This window comes from Brevundimonas sp. ALps5, from assembly GCF_058681645.1.
The window spans coordinates 2,766,571-2,782,694 of the sequence record NZ_CM178744.1 but is presented as its reverse complement, the minus strand read 5'-3'; the positions used below and the strand labels follow the sequence as shown (position 1 = coordinate 2,782,694).

12 protein-coding genes are annotated in these 16,124 nt (G+C 67.2%); 5 read left to right on the top strand and 7 right to left on the bottom strand.

Going from position 1 to position 16,124, the window contains the following annotated elements:
• Nucleotides 1-3: 3 nt before the first annotated feature.
• The 4 genes from ACW172_RS13310 to ACW172_RS13295 are packed head-to-tail and all read right to left on the bottom strand — an operon-like array spanning nucleotide 4 to nucleotide 4,792.
• Nucleotides 4-999 carry an AAA family ATPase gene (locus ACW172_RS13310; RefSeq protein WP_492031923.1) on the bottom strand — a complete coding sequence of 332 codons (996 nt, stop codon included), beginning with the start codon at nucleotides 997-999 and terminating at the stop codon, nucleotides 4-6.
• A 49-nt stretch (nucleotides 1,000-1,048) separates the two neighbouring features.
• Complete coding sequence (locus ACW172_RS13305) at nucleotides 1,049-1,762, bottom strand: DUF4159 domain-containing protein (protein WP_492031922.1); 714 nt, start codon at nucleotides 1,760-1,762, stop codon at nucleotides 1,049-1,051.
• Nucleotides 1,763-1,796: 34 nt separating this feature from the next.
• Entirely contained in the window at nucleotides 1,797-3,131 is a 1,335-nt protein-coding gene (locus ACW172_RS13300) for a TldD/PmbA family protein (protein ID WP_492031921.1), read from the bottom strand.
• 23 nt (nucleotides 3,132-3,154) lie between these two features.
• The gene (locus ACW172_RS13295) at nucleotides 3,155-4,792 is read right to left on the bottom strand and encodes a TldD/PmbA family protein (protein ID WP_492031920.1); all 1,638 of its coding nucleotides are present in this window, start codon (nucleotides 4,790-4,792) and stop codon (nucleotides 3,155-3,157) included.
• Between the two features lie 325 nt (nucleotides 4,793-5,117).
• Between ACW172_RS13295 and ACW172_RS13290 the strand changes: the two genes are divergently transcribed.
• The 4 genes from ACW172_RS13290 (at nucleotide 5,118) to ACW172_RS13275 (ending at nucleotide 9,995) form a co-directional block, all read left to right on the top strand.
• Nucleotides 5,118-6,338 carry a LysR family transcriptional regulator gene (locus ACW172_RS13290; protein WP_492031919.1) on the top strand — a complete coding sequence of 407 codons (1,221 nt, stop codon included), beginning with the start codon at nucleotides 5,118-5,120 and terminating at the stop codon, nucleotides 6,336-6,338.
• A 180-nt stretch (nucleotides 6,339-6,518) separates the two neighbouring features.
• On the top strand, nucleotides 6,519-7,286 hold the full coding sequence (locus ACW172_RS13285; protein WP_492031918.1) for a GntR family transcriptional regulator: 768 nt from the start codon (nucleotides 6,519-6,521) through the stop codon (nucleotides 7,284-7,286).
• On the top strand, nucleotides 7,283-8,344 hold the full coding sequence (locus ACW172_RS13280) for a serine hydrolase domain-containing protein (protein ID WP_492031917.1): 1,062 nt from the start codon (nucleotides 7,283-7,285) through the stop codon (nucleotides 8,342-8,344). The genes ACW172_RS13285 and ACW172_RS13280 overlap by 4 nt, the downstream gene beginning before the upstream one ends.
• 67 nt (nucleotides 8,345-8,411) lie before the next feature.
• A complete protein-coding gene (locus ACW172_RS13275; protein WP_492031916.1) occupies nucleotides 8,412-9,995 on the top strand; it encodes an AMP-binding protein in 1,584 nt (527 codons plus the stop codon).
• A 19-nt stretch (nucleotides 9,996-10,014) separates the two neighbouring features.
• Here ACW172_RS13275 and ACW172_RS13270 read toward each other — a convergent pair whose 3' ends face one another.
• Together ACW172_RS13270 and ACW172_RS13265 are read right to left on the bottom strand one after the other, a co-directional pair.
• Complete coding sequence (locus tag ACW172_RS13270; protein ID WP_492031915.1) at nucleotides 10,015-11,289, bottom strand: spinster family MFS transporter; 1,275 nt, start codon at nucleotides 11,287-11,289, stop codon at nucleotides 10,015-10,017.
• Nucleotides 11,286-11,933 carry a glutathione S-transferase family protein gene (locus ACW172_RS13265; RefSeq protein WP_492031914.1) on the bottom strand — a complete coding sequence of 216 codons (648 nt, stop codon included), beginning with the start codon at nucleotides 11,931-11,933 and terminating at the stop codon, nucleotides 11,286-11,288. Before ACW172_RS13265 ends, ACW172_RS13270 begins: the two co-directional genes overlap by 4 nt.
• Before the next feature lie 266 nt (nucleotides 11,934-12,199).
• Between ACW172_RS13265 and ACW172_RS13260 the strand changes: the two genes are divergently transcribed.
• Entirely contained in the window at nucleotides 12,200-13,438 is a 1,239-nt protein-coding gene (locus ACW172_RS13260) for a serine hydrolase domain-containing protein (RefSeq protein ID WP_492031913.1), read from the top strand.
• Nucleotides 13,439-13,602: 164 nt separating this feature from the next.
• Here ACW172_RS13260 and ACW172_RS13255 read toward each other — a convergent pair whose 3' ends face one another.
• A complete protein-coding gene (locus tag ACW172_RS13255; RefSeq protein WP_492031912.1) occupies nucleotides 13,603-15,957 on the bottom strand; it encodes a TonB-dependent receptor in 2,355 nt (784 codons plus the stop codon).
• Nucleotides 15,958-16,124 lie beyond the last annotated feature (167 nt).

Sequence of the window (16,124 nt, the reverse complement as noted above, 5' to 3'; positions counted from 1 at the left end):
AGGTCAGGCCGGCATGGGAACGGCGCGGACGAGGGCGGCGACGACGTCGTCGGCGCTGCGCCCCTCGGCCTCGGCGGCGAAGGACAGCAGCAGACGGTGGCGCATGACCGGGGCCGACAGGGCGATGATGTCCTCACGCGTGGCGGCGAGACGGCCCTGCAGCAGGGCGCGGGCCTTGGCGGCGAGGATCAGCGACTGACCGGCGCGCGGGCCGGCGCCCCATTTGACGTATTTGCGGACCTCTTCCGGCGCCCCCTCGCCCGGCCGGCTGGCCCGGACGATGCGGGTGACCCAGCTGAGCAGGGCGTCGGAGAAATGGACCTCGCGGACCAGGGCCTGAAGCGCCAGAACCTCTTCGCCCTTCATGACGGCGGGGACGGCGCCGGTCTTCGCCCCGGTCGTCTGAGCGAGGATGTCGCGCTCTTCCTGCTCGGTCGGATATTCGACGCGGATGTGCAGCAGGAAGCGGTCGAGCTGGGCCTCGGGGAGAGGATAGGTGCCGGCCTGTTCGAGCGGGTTCTGGGTGGCGAGGACGAAGAAGGGTTTGGGCAGGACGTGGGTGACGCCGCCGTAGCTGACGGTCTTTTCCTGCATGGCCTCCAGCAGGGCGGCCTGGGTCTTGGGCGGGGTGCGGTTCAGCTCGTCGGCGAGCAGCAGGTTGGTGAAGACCGGGCCGGGCTGGAAGCGGAAGCTGCGGTGGCCGGTGCCGTGATCCTCTTCCAGCAGTTCGGTGCCGAGGATGTCGCTGGGCATCAGGTCGGGGGTGAACTGGACGCGGCGGAACTCCAGCTTGAGCGCCTCGCCGAGCGAGCGGACCAGCAGGGTCTTGCCCAGACCCGGCACGCCCTCCAGCAGGCAGTGGCCGCCGGCGAGCAGGCCGATCAGCAGCTGTTCGACCACGTCCTGCTGGCCGACGATGGCCTGGGCGATGGCGGTGCGGAGATCACCCAGACGCGCGAGCTGCGCCTTGATGTCGGCTTCGGAGAGGGTGTCGGTCATGGCGGGTCCCGGGGAGGGGCTGAAGCGAACTGGAGAAGCGAAACGGAAGTCAGGAACTGAGGGCGTACATCACGATGTTGACCCCGAAGCGGGTGTTGTCGACGGCGAGGAAGCGCTTGTTGCGCCAGTCGTAGTCCCACTCGCAGCCGTAGTCCTTGTTGGAATAGAGGACGCCGAGGCGGCCGTTGATCTCGATCCCCTTGAGGTAGTCGTGGACCAGGTCGTCGCCCCAGCCGTTGAGCTCGAGCCCGGTGTTCGGCGGGCCGTCCTCGAAGGTGAAGAAGCTGCGGTAGATCGGGTGGGTCTTGGGCAGGACCTTGAGCGCCGCCGGGCCGAAGATGGCGCGCATCTGGGTCTCGAACGAGCGGGCGAACAGGCCGTCGATGTCGTGGTTGCAGTCGTCGACGAAGACGAAGCCGCCGTTCCTGACATAGCGCTCGAAATTCTGTCGCTCGGCCTGGGAGAACTCCACCAGCTTGTGCCCCGCCAGATAGCAGAAGGGGGCAGTCAGCATGCGCGGATCGGACAGGGGAATGACCCGCTCGGTCGGGTCGACGCGCAGGGTGGTGTAGTCGATCAGGGAGGTAATCAGGTTGGACGGCATGCGCTGGTCCACGTCCCAGTCGCCCGAGTCGTAGCGCAGCCGCGTGAACCAGAAGTCGTAGCTTCCGGCCGAAGATGCGGCGGCGAAACGTGGAAGGGCGGACAGGGCGAGCCCGGCCAGCCCCCCTGCCCCCAACCGGAGAAACTGCGCCCGGTTCATGCCCTTTGATGGGCCTCCAACCGGGCTGTCGCCATCAGACGGCGTCCGAAAGCGAGGTGAAGGTGAAGTCGCGCAGCTTCATCGGAGGCAGGAACATGACGTTGCCGCCCTCGTCCGCCGAGACGCGAACCGGACGGCCCAGCTCCTCGACGTTGTTGAGCATGATCACCGGCGACTCGTTGAAGCGGAAGTTCTTGATCGGGTGCTTGATCTGGCCATCCTCGATGTAGAACGTGCCGTCGCGGGTCAGGCCGGTCAGCAGCACGGTCTGCGGGTCGACCATGCGGATGTACCAGGTGCGGGTGACCAGGATGCCGCGCTGGGTCGTGCGGACCAGATCGGCCGTCGACTTGTCGCCGCCCGTCATGATCAGGTTGCCCGGACCGGCCAGAGCCGTCTTGCCCTGCTTCTCGGCCCAGTAGCGCGAGTAGTTCAGGTTCGAGATCTTGCCGTTCTCGACGATCTGCATCCGCTCGCGCGCCATGCCTTCGTCATCCCACGGATAGACGGCGGCGTTGGGGTAGGACGGGTCGGTGAAGAAGTTGACCTCGGGCCCATAGACCTGTTCGCCGGTCTTGTTGCCGCCGCCCGCCTTGGACAGGAAGCTGCGGCCCTCGTCCGCCGAACGGGCGTCGAAGAAGTTCATCATGAAGCCGATCAGGCCGGCGGCCGCGGCGGGCTCCAGGATGACGGTGTATTTGCCGGGCTCCAGAGCCTGGGCGTCGGCGGAGGCGGCCGCCTTGCGCATGGCGATGCGCACGTCGTCGCCGGCCTTGAAGTTGGCCACGTCCTGGACGTTGTCGCCGACCCAGCCCGAGCCGCGGCCGTCGGCGGTGCGGACGGTGCAGGTGTAGTCCGAGCTGGTCGCGGTCTGGTAGCCGTAGTTGCCCTTGGAGTTCAGGAAGGCAACGAAACCCGAGGTGTCTTCCAGATAGCCGGCGGCGATCAGGTTCTCGGACTTGCACGGCCCGATCGAGTCGGCCGCCACCTTGGCCCGGTATTCGGGGGTGATGGCCGCGGTGGCCGCGCTGAAGGTCGGGGTGGGGGTGAAGGTCTGTTTGTCGACGGCCGACATGAACTCGGGGTTCTCGGGCGCCAGTTTCGCCAGTTCCTCGGCCCGCTTGACCACGCGCTCCAGCGAGGCGTCATCGAACTGGTTGATGGTGGCGACGCCGGTCCGCTTGCCGAAGGCCACCTGGACCGACAGTTCGACGTTGTCGACGATGCCGCTGGTGGACACATTGTTCAGGGCGAAGCGCACGTTGCCGCGCGTCGAACCGCTGAGTTGGGCCGTGCACTCGTCGGCCGTGGACAGGGCCACGACCTTGGTGAGGATTGCCTTGGCTTCCGCCTCTGGAAGAATGCTCATCTGTCAGTCTCCTTGGTGCGCGATCAGCCGAGCGAACGGGCGGTGTTGATGACGTTGATGCCGTTGAAGCGCGCGGTCGAGGACCCGTGCGACACGGCGGAAACCTGGGCGGGCTGGCCCTTGCCGTCGAAGAAGGAACCGCCGAGGCGGTAGTCGGAGGCGTCGCAGACGCCGGCGCAGGCGTTCCAGAACTCCGGCGTGCGGATCTGGTAGGCGACGTCCTCGATCTGATGCGTGATCTGGCCGTTCTTGATCTCGTAGAAGAGCTCGCCGCCGAACTGGGCGTTATAGCGCTGCTGGTCGATGGAGAAGGAGCCGTCGCCGATGATGTAGATGCCGTCCTCGACGTTGGAGATCATGTCCGCGACGCTCATCTTCTCCTTGCCGGCTTCCAGCGAGACATTGGCCATGCGCTGGAACTGGACGTTGGACCAGCTGTCGGCATAGCAGCAGCCGTCGGACTCTGTCTTGCCCTCGATGTGAGCCTGGTCGCGGATGGCCTGATAGCCGACCAGCTTGCCGTCGCGGATCAGGTCCCACTTCCTGGTCTTCACGCCCTCGTCGTCATAGCCGACGTAGCCCAGGCTGCCGGGCTGGAGCTTGTCGGCGACGATGTTGACCTTGTCGCTGCCGTACTGGAAGTGCGCTTCCTTCTTGTCCATCGTCGCGAAGCTGGTGCCCGCGTAGTTGGCCTCGTAGCCGAGGACGCGGTCGAGCTCGAGCGGGTGGCCGACCGACTCGTGGATGGTCAGCCAGGTGTGGGACGGGTCGAGAACCAGGTCGTACTTGCCCGCCTTGACCGAGGGGGCCGTCAGCTTGGCGCGAGCCTGCTGGGCCGCCGCGACGGCGTCGGCGTGCATGTCATAGGACTGGCCGTAGACGGTGACGCCGTTGGGCAGGACCGTTTTGCCGGACTCGGCGCCGTCCAGATATTCATAGCCGAGGCCCATCGGGGCCGAGAGGCCGTCGCGGCTGCGGAACTTGCCGGTCGCCTTGTCGATGGCCGTCGCCGACATCGGGCACCAGATGCGGTGCACGTCCTGATCGATGTAGGAGCCGTCGGTCGAGGCGAAATACTTCTGCTCGTTCACCAGGAAGAGCATGGACTGGAAGAAGTCGGCGCCGGCGGCCATGGCCGCGGCATTGGTGCTGAGCAGCAGGTCGACCTTTTCCTTGATCGGCACTTCCATCGAGTTCTTGACGATGGGGGTGCGCCAGGAGACTTCGCCGACGCCGGGCGTCGGGGCCAGTTGGACCCGTTCGGTCAGGGTCGGGGCGTTGGCCTTGGCGATGGCCACGGCCTGACGCGCGGCCTTGGCGATCGAGTCGGCCGTCAGGCTGTTGGTGGCGGCGAAGCCCCAGGCGCCGTCGGCGATGACGCGGACGCCCGCGCCGGTCGACTCGGTGTTGACGATGTTCTGGACGTTGGCTTCGCGGGTGATCACGAACTGGCGCAGATAGCGGCCGATGCGGACGTCGCAGTAGGTGGCGCCGGCGGACTTCGCCGCGTTCATGGCGGCGTCGGCGAGGGTCTTCTTGAGCCCGACGTCGAGGGTGGAGACCAGCTCCTCGGCGGCGATGGCCTGACCGCCGAACAGGGACGGGATGAGCAGCCCCCCGGCGGCGATAGAGCCGAGAGACAGGAAGTCGCGTCTATGCATGGCTCGCCTCCGCCTGCCCCCGGGCAGGTCACGATCTGGGAATGAATGATGTCCTCGCCCCGGACCTGACCGGTTCGGGGAGCACGATCATTGCCGCCCCGGAGGCGCGCGTCAAACCGTCGTCACATTACAAGGAAGCAAGGTTTGGCCCGGCCGGTCGTATCGCGGGCAAGCGATACATTTTCGGTCCGGCGCGAGAGCGCTGCAAATCCCCGCCCATCGCGTTCGGCCTTGCACAACAGTGTTTTCGGCCGAAATGCGGTGATTGGAAACGCGCAAGCTCCCTGCTAGGCCCCGCCAGACGATGGCTTGAGGGAACCGCATCATGAGCGCCGATCTGAAGGCCCGGGCAGAGGAAATCAGCTTCCGCCAATGCCGGCTTTTCGAAAGCGTGGGGCGTCTCGGCAGTTTCCGGCGTGGCTCGGAGGCGTGGAAGCTTTCCCAGCCGGCCGCGACCCAGGCCCTGGCCAAACTGGAGCAGCAGATCGGCCACATCCTGCTGGACCGGAGGGCGAAGGGCAGCCATCTGACCGAGGTCGGAAAAGCCTTCCACTTCCGGGTTCAGCGGATGTTCGCCCAGATCGACACCGCCCTTGTGGATTTCGGCGTCGGCGACGCGGCGACCGCTTCCGCCGCCGCCCTGAGGATTTCGCGCTCCCAGGTCCGGATCCTGATCGCCGTCATCGAATGCGGCTCTCTCGCCAAGGCGGCCGCGGAGCTGGGCCTGACACCCGCCTCGCTGCAGCGGGCGGTGCGCCAGCTGGAAGGCCATCTCGGCTCCCCTCTTTTCCACCGCACCCCGGCCGGCGTGGTGGGCACGCCGGACTGTCTCGACCTCGGCCGCAAGTTCAAGCTGGCGGTCCAGGAAATCGAATGGGGCCTTCAGGAGATCGAGGAGGCTCGCGGCGTCGGCGCCAGCCAGATCGTTCTCGGCGCCCTTCCGCGCGGCGGCAGCATGTTGCTGGCCTCGGTCCTTGAAGCCTTCACCCGAAGGCGCCCCGAGACCGGCATCCGGATCCTGACCGAGGGCGCTTCGGAAATGACGCGTCGCTTGCGCTTCGGCGAGGTCGATCTTGTCGTGGGCATCATCGAGGACACCACCGACCCTGACCTGACCAGCGAAGCTTTCGCCCATACTCCGGTCCGGGTCGTCGCCCGCAACGGTCATCCGCTGGCCGGGCGGACGGACATCAGCCTTCACGATCTGGCCCGGTACGACTGGATCGCCGGTCTGGAGGGCGACAGTCGCCGACTCTGTCTCGATGCCCTTTTCCAGGGGCGCGACCGGCCGTCGACGCCGATCGAAACCTCCACCCTGACGGTCATTCGCCAGTTGATCGCCGACAGCGACCGGCTCACCCTGATGACCCAATACGAACTCGAACACCAGGGCGAGGCGCTTGTCGCCCTGCCTTGCGATCCGGTCGCGACGCAGCTGTCCGTCGGCGTGACCATGCGGAGCGGATGGTCGCCGACGCGTGTCCACCGCGACTTCATCAATCTGATCCGCGCGACGCTGGAGCGTCCGACGCCGTCTGGCGACTAGGGTCGTTCCTGTGCCGCTCCAGGCTCCCGGGTCGCAAAACTGGCCGATTTATTGTACAACAATCGAGGCGTACCGTCCGACAAATTACTTGCTCGCGCGTCCACCGCGAAATAGGAATGTGGGGTACGGAGTTTGGTATGTTCGCCGTGAATTGCAGCGACACCGTGTGAGGTACGTCCCATGGCCACCACAGCGAAAACTCCGAAGACGCCCAAAAGCGAAGCCGTCGCCGCGCCGACGGCCGAGGATCTGGCCCACACCCTGCGCGCCCAGATCCAGAGGAGCGAGCTGGCGCCCGGCGAATGGCTGCGCGAGGTGCGGCTATGCAGCGAGTTCGGCGTCGGTCGTTCGATCGTGCGCCGCGCCCTGCGGGCCCTGGCCGACGACGGCCTGATCGAGATCGAGGAGAACCGGGGCGCCCGCGTCTCCTCCACCACCGTCGAGGAAGTGTTCGACCTGTATGAGGTGCGTGCGGCGCTCTACGGCATGGCGGCGCGCTTCGCCTGCCTGCGCGGCTCGGACGCCATGATCCGGGCCATGATCGCCAAGATCGACCGTATGCTTTCGGACGCGGAAGGCGGGGTCGCGGCCGAGCGCATCATCGAGGAGAGCGAGTCGATCTTCAGCGACATGAGCGGCTGCGCCAGCGCCGACGGCCAGCGGATGATCGAGGCGATCCGCCGCAAGACGCGGTTCCACTTCTCCTACGTCGCCCTGGCGCTGAACGCGACCCGGCCCGGCCCCTTCGACCACTGGCGCACGGTGCGCGCCGCCCTGGTCGCGCGCGACGCCGAGGCGGCCAGCCAGGGCGCCCGCGACATCCTCTACTTCATGCAGGGCGAGGTCGCCCGGATCATGCTGTCGCGGGGTCCGCGCCTGATCGCCGACGCGCCGCAAATCCCATCGAGCACGACATCGAAGCGTGCCGTACCCCGGAGGAAAACATGACGAAACACCCGCTGGCCGGATTGGCCGCAACCGCTGCCCTGGCCGTCCTGGCCGTCGCCCCCGGCGCCTGCGCCGCCCCCCTCGCCTCTCCCGCCGCTACGGTCGCCGCCACAGAGCAGACCTCGCCGGAGATGAGCGACCTTCTCGCCTACGTCCAGAACCACGCCTCGACCGGCTTCGTCGTCATCCAGGACGGCAAGGTGCTGATCGACAAGACCTGGCCCGCCCCGACCGACGCCGGGATGTTCGCCGCCTTCCTGTATGGCCGCGCCGCCGACGGCGAGCTGCTGGAGGACGTGGCGTCCCAGCAGAAGAGCTTCGTCTCCATCCTGGTCGCCGTCGCCATCGACAAGGGCCTGCTGGACATCAACAAGCCCGTCGACGCCTACCTCGGTCAGGGCTGGTCCAAGGCCTCGCCCGAACAGGAAGCCGCGATCAAGGTCATCGACGTCCTGAACATGAGCTCGGGCCTGAACGAACAGTTCGGCTATGTCGCGCCGTCGGGGACCGTCTTCTTCTACAACACCCCGGTCTATGCGATCACCAAGGCCATCGTGGCCGCCGCGGCGCATCAGCCGCTGGAGACCCTGACCCGCGAGTGGCTGACCGGCCCGACCGGGATGACCAACACCGAATGGCGTCAGCGCCCGGCGGCCCTGGCCTCGGTCGGCAACGCCACCGGCCTGGTCACCACCCCGCACGACGTCGCCAAGTTCGGCGAGATGGTCCTGCACGACGGCGTCGCCGCGGACGGCACGCGCGTGGTCTCGTCCGAGCAGCTGCACGCCCTTTTCAGCCGGGCCGCGACCAACCCCGCCTATGGCCGTCTGTGGTGGCTGAACGGCGGCGAGTACACGATGCGGGCCGCGGGCGCGCGCCGCGACGGCCAGTTGATCCCCGCCGCCCCGACCGATCTGGTCGGCGCGCTCGGCGCCTTCGACCGCCGCCTCTATGTCGTGCCCAGCCGCAAGCTGGTCGTGGTGCGCACCGGCGCCGCCACCAATGAGACCGACTTCGACCAGCAGCTGTGGCTGCGCCTGATGAAGGTGATCGGCTGACCGCCGGTCCGGCCGGCGGCGTTCGCGCGCCGGCCCCTTCCCTTCTCTCCAGACCCAGGACGCGCCCGTGATCGACGGCAGCATGCAAGACTTTCCCCTGACCCTCGACAAGCTCGTCGACCATGCCGCCAAATGGCATCAGGACGCCGAGGTCGTGACCGCCCGCGAGGGCCGGGAGAACGCGCGCATCACCTATGCCGGGCTGCGCGAGCGGGCGATCAAGGTGTCGAGCCTGCTGGCCGGTCTGGGCGTGGTCGCCGGCGACCGCGTCGCCACCCTGGCCTGGAACACCCAGCACCATGTCGAGAGCTGGTACGGCATCATGGGCATGGGGGTGGTCTGCCACACGCTGAACCCGCGCCTGACCGCCGTGCAGCTGGCCTGGATGCTGGACCAGTCGGGCGCCCGCATCCTGATCGTCAGCGCCGATCTGCTGAAGCTGGCGCTGGATGTCGCCAATGACGCGGCCAGGCTGGAGCGGATCTTCGTCATCGACGGCGAGGCCGATGCGACCCACCCGCGCGCGAAGGTCGAGACGCTGGAGCCCCTGCTGGCCACGGCGACCACGCCGGTCGCGTGGGGTCGGTTCGCCGAGACGGCGCCGTCTGGCCTGTGCTTCACCTCGGGTTCGACCGGCGCGCCCAAGGGGGTGACCTACACCCACCGCTCCAGCTTCCTGCACACGCTGAAGATGCTGCAGGCCGATGTGCTGGGCGCGCGGACCACCGACGTCATCCTGCCGATCGTGCCCCTGTTCCACGCCAGCGCCTGGGGCCTACCCTTCGCCCTGCCGGCGGCGGGGTCGAAGATGGTCCTGCCGGGGCGTCAGACGGACGGCGCCAGCCTGGCCCGGCTGATCGCCTCCGAGGGCGTGACCGTCGCCGTGGGCGTGCCCACTGTCTTCCTCGGCCTGTGCGAATATCTGGAAGCGTCGGGCGAAAAGCTGCCGTCGCTGGAGCGGATCATCCTCGGCGGCGCGGCGACGCCCCCGGCCCTGATGGAGCGGCTGGAGCGCGACCTCGGCGTCCTCGTCCAGAACAGCTGGGGCATGACCGAGCTGTCGCCCGTCGGCGTCTTCGGCGTGCTCAGCGACCCGGATCGGCGCGCCAATGTCTCGGGCCGTCCGGCCATCGGCGTCGATCTGATGGTCGCCGACGAAACCGGCGCCCCGCTGGCCGAGCAGCGCGACAACGAAGGCCGTCTGCATGTGCGCGGCGCGGCCGTCATCGACCGCTATTTCGGCCAGAGCCATTCGGTCGTCGACGCCGAGGGCTGGTTCGACACCGGCGACCTGGCGAAGATCGACCGGAAAGGCAATCTGATGATCACGGGCCGGTCCAAGGACCTGATCAAGTCGGGCGGCGAATGGATCAATCCGGCCGAGATCGAGGCCCTGGTCTGCGAACTGCCCGAGGTGTCGCTGGCCGCCGTCATCGGCAAGGCGGACGTGAAGTGGAGCGAGCGGCCCCTGCTGCTGGTCGAGCTGCGCGAGGGGCAGGAGATCAGTGATCAGGACCTGCTGGCTTCGCTGAAGGGGCGTATCGCCTCCTGGTGGATCCCCGACAGCGTGGTGCGGCTGCCGGCCATGCCGCTGGCCTCGACGGGCAAGATCGACAAGATCAGCCTGAGGGCGACCTACAGCCAGGGCTGAGGCCGCCCGCGTCCGGGACCTAGGCCGTCGGTTCTTCGACCCAGTCCTTGCGCAGCGGCTTGACCGCCAGCAGGGCCAGACCCGAGGCCACGAAGTAGAGGCAGACCAGGGCGATGGCCGACCAGCGCAGGGCCTCGTCGCCGAACTGCGGCTTCATCAGATCGCTCAGCCCGCCCAGCAGCACCGAGCCCGCACCGATGCCGATCAGGTTGTTGATCAGCAGGAAGCAGGCGGCGGCCGTCGCCCGCATCTGCGGCGGCACCAGATGCTGGGCCGCGGTCGTCAGGGGGCCGACGAACAGGATGTTGAGCGCATTGGGGATCAGCAGCAGCCCCCAGGCGATCATCGGCGACGGCGACAGGAAGCCCGCGATGAACAGGGGCGCCGTCACCAGCCAGGACAGGGACGAGACCCAGGCGTAGGCGCCGCGGTCCGCCTTGCCGAGCTTGTCGGCCAGAACGCCGCCCATGAGGACGCCGGCCACGCCGCCGACCAGCAGCAGCGAACCCACGAACCACGACACCCGGGTCAGGTCGAAATGGAAGGACTGCATCAGGATCGACGGGGTCCAGAAGGCCAGGCCGTAACCGACGGTGCTGCTGGTCGCCGCGGCGAGGGCCATGAACCAGAAGCTGGGCTTCTTCGCGAGCAGGGCGAAGACGGCGCCGACGGGAACGCGGTCGGCGGCCGGGGTCGCGACCCTGTGCGGCTCCTTCACCACCAGCCGGAAGATCGGCGCGACCAGGGCCCCGGCGACGCCGACGACGATGAAGGCCGCGCGCCAGTCGACAGCCTTGGCGATGGCCGCGCCGAACAGGACGCCGCAGGCGAGGCCCAGCGGGATGCCCATCGAATAGACGCTCATGGCGCGCGCCCGTTTCTCGGGCGGGAAGTATTGCGAGATCAGGGCGTAGCTGGGGGCCACGCCGCCGGCCTCGCCCACCCCGACGCCGAGCCGGAACAGGAACAGCTGCCAGAAGCCGCCGGCGAAACCGCACAGGGCGGTGAAGCCCGACCAGACAATCATCGACAGGGTGATGACCCAGCTGCGGCTGGTCTTGTCGGCGATCACAGCCAGAGGAATGGCCAGGGTCGAATAGAGGGCGGCGAAGGCGATGCCGCCCAGCACGCCCAGCTGGGTGTTCGACAGGTGCAGATCGGCCTTGATGGCCGGCGCCAGGATGCCGAGGATCTGCCGGTCCAGCCAGTTGAACGAATAGACGATCAGCAGCATCAGCAGGACGAGGCGGGCATAGCCGCGGCTATGGGTCGGCGTGGTCGGGACGTCGGTCATGCGGACTCCTCGGAAACGGGGTTGGCGGGGCCTTGCGCGGCCTTGGCGGCGAGGAAGGCGGGGCGAGCCGACAGCCGGTCCCAATAGGCCGAGACCTCGGGGCTGAACTTGTGATGGAGGTTCAGGTCGCGGGCGAACAGAAGGGCGTAGCCGACGCAGACGTCGGCCATGGTGAACCGCCCGGCGCACAGCCAGTCGCGGCCGTCCGAAAGCGCCCGGGTCAGGTGGCGCAGGCGCGACAGGAACCATTGGGCATAGTCGTCAGCGGCCTGTTTGAGGCGGCGTTCTTCGGGCTCCAGCTGCGTGTAGCGAAGCACGATCGTCTGCGGGAAGGTGAAGGTCGCCTCTGCGCGATGCAGCCAGTCGAGCCACAGGCCGTAGTCCGCCTCATCGGCCCCGACGGCCAGCGGCGACGGCCCATAGCGGGTCGCCAGATACTGGGGGATGGCGGCGGACTCGGTCATCCGAACCCCGCCGTCGATCAGCAGCGGGATGGTGCCGAGCGGGTTCAGCTGAAGGTATTCGGGCGCCAGGACGCGCGGCGGAAACGGCAGGACATGCAGCCGGTATTCCAGCCCCAGTTCCTCCAGCGCCCAGAGCGCGCGGAACGAGCGGGCGTCAACGCAATGATAGAGTTCGATCAAACTCCACGCCTCCCTTGTGACGGCCGCATTCTGACGGCGGCTCGCCCCCTGTCATCGGCCGATCAACGGCTAAAGTCAAAATTCTTGTACGACAATTCGTCCATTGTGGTGGTACACACAAACTGCGGCCTTGAGCTTCGCCGCATGGGTTTTATTGAAGCAGAAGACACGCCTTCCTGATCCCGGCCACACGTTCCCGGCGGCGACGCCGCAAGCGGGAACGACGAACGAAGAGCCGAGACTGAGGGCCGGAGGAAGGAAAGACAATGCACGTCAAGGCGCCCGAGAAGCACGGTCTCGACCCTGTGCGACTGAACCGGATCGACGGCTTCCTGAAGGAGCGCTACCTCGACACGGGCCGGTTGCCGCACGCCCAGATCCTGATCAGCCGCGACAACGAGATCGTCCACTTCTCCAGCCAGGGCGCCGCGCGCGAGGGCTCGGACAAGGCGATCGACGAGGGCTCGATCTTCCGCATCGCCAGCATGACCAAGCCGATCACCTCGATCGCCTTCATGATGCTGGTCGAGGAAGGCAAGGTCGCGGTCGATACTCCGGTCGCCGACATCCTGCCCGAGTTCAGGAACGTCGGCGTCTACAACGGCGGCGGCGCGGGCCTGCCCTTCGTGACCAAGGCCCCGGCCGAGCCGATGCGCATGCTGGACCTGCTGCGTCACACCTCGGGCCTGACCTACGGCTTCCAGTATCGCTCGAACATCGACGCCGCCTACCGCACCCAGAAGTCCAACGCCGGGCCGGTCGAGAATTGGTATGGCGAGGCGGATCTTGATCAGTTCATTGACGAGCTTGGCCAGCTGCCGCTGGAGTTCTCGCCGGGTCAGGCGTGGAACTATTCGGTCTCGACCGACGTCCTGGGCGCGGTCGTCCAGAGGGTCTCGGGCATGCGGCTGGACCGCTTCTTCGCCGAGAAGATCTTCGCCCCGCTGAAGATGAACGACACGGCCTTCATGGTCCCGGCCGACAAGGCCGACCGCCTGACCGACTGCTACATGTTCGCCGGCCCGGCCGGACGCGTCATGTACGACCGCGGCGAGACCAGCATGTACCTGCAGTCGCCCAAGCTGCTGTCGGGCGGCGGCGGTCTGGTTTCGACGGCGCTCGACTACCACCGCTTCTGCCTGATGCTGGGCAATGGCGGGGAGCTGGACGGCGCGCGCATCGTCGGGCGCAAGACCATCGAGCTGATGACCATGAACCACCTGCCGAACCGGTCGGACCTGTCGACCATGTCCCAGTCCCTGTTCAGCGAGACCCAGAACGGCGGCGTCGGCTTCGGCCTGGGCTTCGCGGTGACCCAGGACGTGGCCCGGGCCATGATCCCCGGCTCGCCCGGCGAGTTCTACTGGGGCGGGATGTTCACCACCGCCTTCTTCGTCGACCCGGTCGAGAAGCTGCACATGGTCTTCATGACCCAGCTCAGCCCGTCGATGCTCTATCCGATCCGGCGCGAGCTGAAGACGCTGATCTATTCGGCCCTGACCTGAGGGTTTCGGCATAGTTCCAGCCTGCGGGACCTTCCCGAAGGACCGCCGCCGGGACCGGAACCGCAAGGCCCCGGTCCCGGCTTTTTTTTGCGCCCGCCCCATAACGAAAAAGCCGCTTCCGCACGGGGCGGAAGCGGCAGTTCATCGAGACGGAAGTAGGCGGGTTACCAGCGGTAGGTGGCGGTGACGCCCCAGGTGCGCGGGCGGCTGTAGCGGTTGGCCAGCGGGATATCGACCTGCTGCAGCTTCAGGACCGGGATGATCTGGTTCGTGACGTTCTTGACGAACAGGGCCACCTCGATCTGACGGAAATCCAGACCCGTGCGGAAATCGACGTTGCTGACCGTTTCCAGCGGGATGAAGGGGGTCGAGGTGGTCACCGTATCCTGACCGCCGCCTTCCTGGCCGTTCCAGGCGACGTTGACGAAGCCGCTCATGCCCGTCCCCACCGGATGGCGGAAGTTGACGTTGGCCGAGTAGGTCCAGTCGGGCGTCTGGGCCACCTGGCTGCCAAGGATCGGGGCGCCGGCGACGGCCGCCACCTCGTCCCAGGTCGCGTCCTGATGGGCGCCGTTCAGGCCCAGCGTCAGGCGGCCGTTGGCGACCTGGTACGCCGCGTCGAGCGAGGCCTCGACGCCCTTCACTTCCATCGTGCCGCCGTTGATGTTGAAGTTGGTGGCGGCCTGGAGGCAGGCGTTGGTGACGGTGCAGCCGTCGGTGACCAGGGCGATCGCGTCCCTGGTCCGCGACTGATAGGCCGACAGACGGAAGAAGACGTTGCGCGTGAAGTTGGTCTTCAGCCCGACCTCATAGCTGGTGGTCTGCTCGTTGCCGTAGGTCGGTTGCAGCGGGTTCGGGGCCACGGCGACGGTAGAGCCGTTGTTGACGCCGCCGGCGCGATAGCCGGTGCCCATGCGGGCGTAGATCAGCGAGGTCGGGCTCAGCTTGTAGCTGGCCGAGGCGGCGTAGGAGACATTGTCCTCGTCGAACTCATAGGTCGTGGGCGTGCCGACCACGGTGGTGGTGTAGAGGCGGTAGTCGGTTTGCGACGCCTCCTTTTTGTCCTTCGAATAGCGCAGCTCGCCCGACAGGGAGAGTTGGCCGATGTCGTACTTCATCGAGCCGTAGACGGCGGCCGAATGGTAGTTCGACGGCACGACGCGGCGAGTGCCGAAGGCCAGGGGGAAGGTCACCGGGCAGTTGGCCGCCGTCGGGATCAGCTTGTAGCAGAGCGGGGTCGCCGGGGTGCCGCCGCAGATGCTGGACGTCGCCGTCAGTGCGCAGGGGCTGGTGCGGATGTCGCGGTTATAGTCGTCGTCCTGCCAGAGGCCTTCGATGCCGCCCAGCCACTGCAGCTTGCCGTCCAGGGCGTCGCCGGTCAGGTGGACGTCCTGATAGAAGGTCTTGTCCTTGACGTCGGTGCGCGTGCCGCCCAGCGGGTACAGGCCGATCCAGCCCTGTTGCTGGAACGAGGCCTCGGTCGCCAGATCGATCGCCGCAGCGAAGTTCTGGACCGAATGATACTGCATCGCCATGGTGGTCGACGTCAGCTGGGCCCAGCCGAGATCGTATTTGGCGGTCAGCATGGCGCGCTGGACGGTCTGGTGCAGATCGTTCGGCACGTCGGAACCCACGTCGTAGCGCGGACCGGTGTAGCCCTGCGGCAGGGTCGCGATCCGGCCCGCCGGCACCACCCACTGGTTGACGAAGGTCGGCAGGTTCATGTCCTGCGCATCGACCATCAGGTTCACATCCAGCGGACCCGAGCTGTAGCGGATCTGGCCGCGCAGCAGGTAGCCGTCGGTGTGATCGTAGTATTTGTCCTGGTTCGGATTGTAGTAGATGCCGCCGCCCTGGCCGGTGACCTGGGCGCCGAAGCGGACCGCGACCTTGTCGCTGATCTGGCGGTTGACGATGGCGGTCGACTGAACCTGGCCGAGGTCATCGGTGTAGGTCACCGAGGCGCGGCCGCCGTTGCGGAAGACCGGCTGGTTCAGGACGATGTTGATGCTGCCGAACTCGGAGTTACGGCCATAGAGGGCGCCTTGCGGGCCCTCCAGAGCCTCGACGCGCGCCAGGTCGAAGTAGTCGAGGCGTTTGAAGTTGCGACCGCCCAGGGTCGAGGAGCCGACATAGGCGCCGTTGACGAACAGGCCTACGGCCGAGTCGGCGCTGGTCGCGCGCTGGGTGCCCGAACCGCGCACCGAAACCTCGGCCAGGTTCTCGGACTGGACGCCGTTGAAGCGGACGCCGGGGACCAGTTGCAGCAGGTCGCCCACGCCCTCGATCGGGCTCTTCTGTTCCAGCGCTTCAGCGCCTTGCGCGGTGATCGTCGAGGGCACGTCTCGGACGGCCTCCTCGCGACGACGCGCGGTGACGACGACGTCGCCGACGCTGGTGGATTGAGTCTGTTCAGACTGCGTCTGTGCGGGAGCCGGGGCCGCCGTCTGGGCGAACACCGCCCCGGGGACCATCGCCGCGATCAGAGCCGCGGACGAGCACGCGAGCAAACGAACCATGCCTTGTTACCTCTCCCATGATTTATCGATGCCGGCTTTTTGACGCCGGTTGAGCCGGACCATCCTCCCGCCTCCGGGCACTGTCAAGATTGTACGACAATCCTTCTTTTGTTGCGTTACGACATTTCCGCGCCGACGCTTGCAGCTCAGCTATTGAGAAAAGCCGA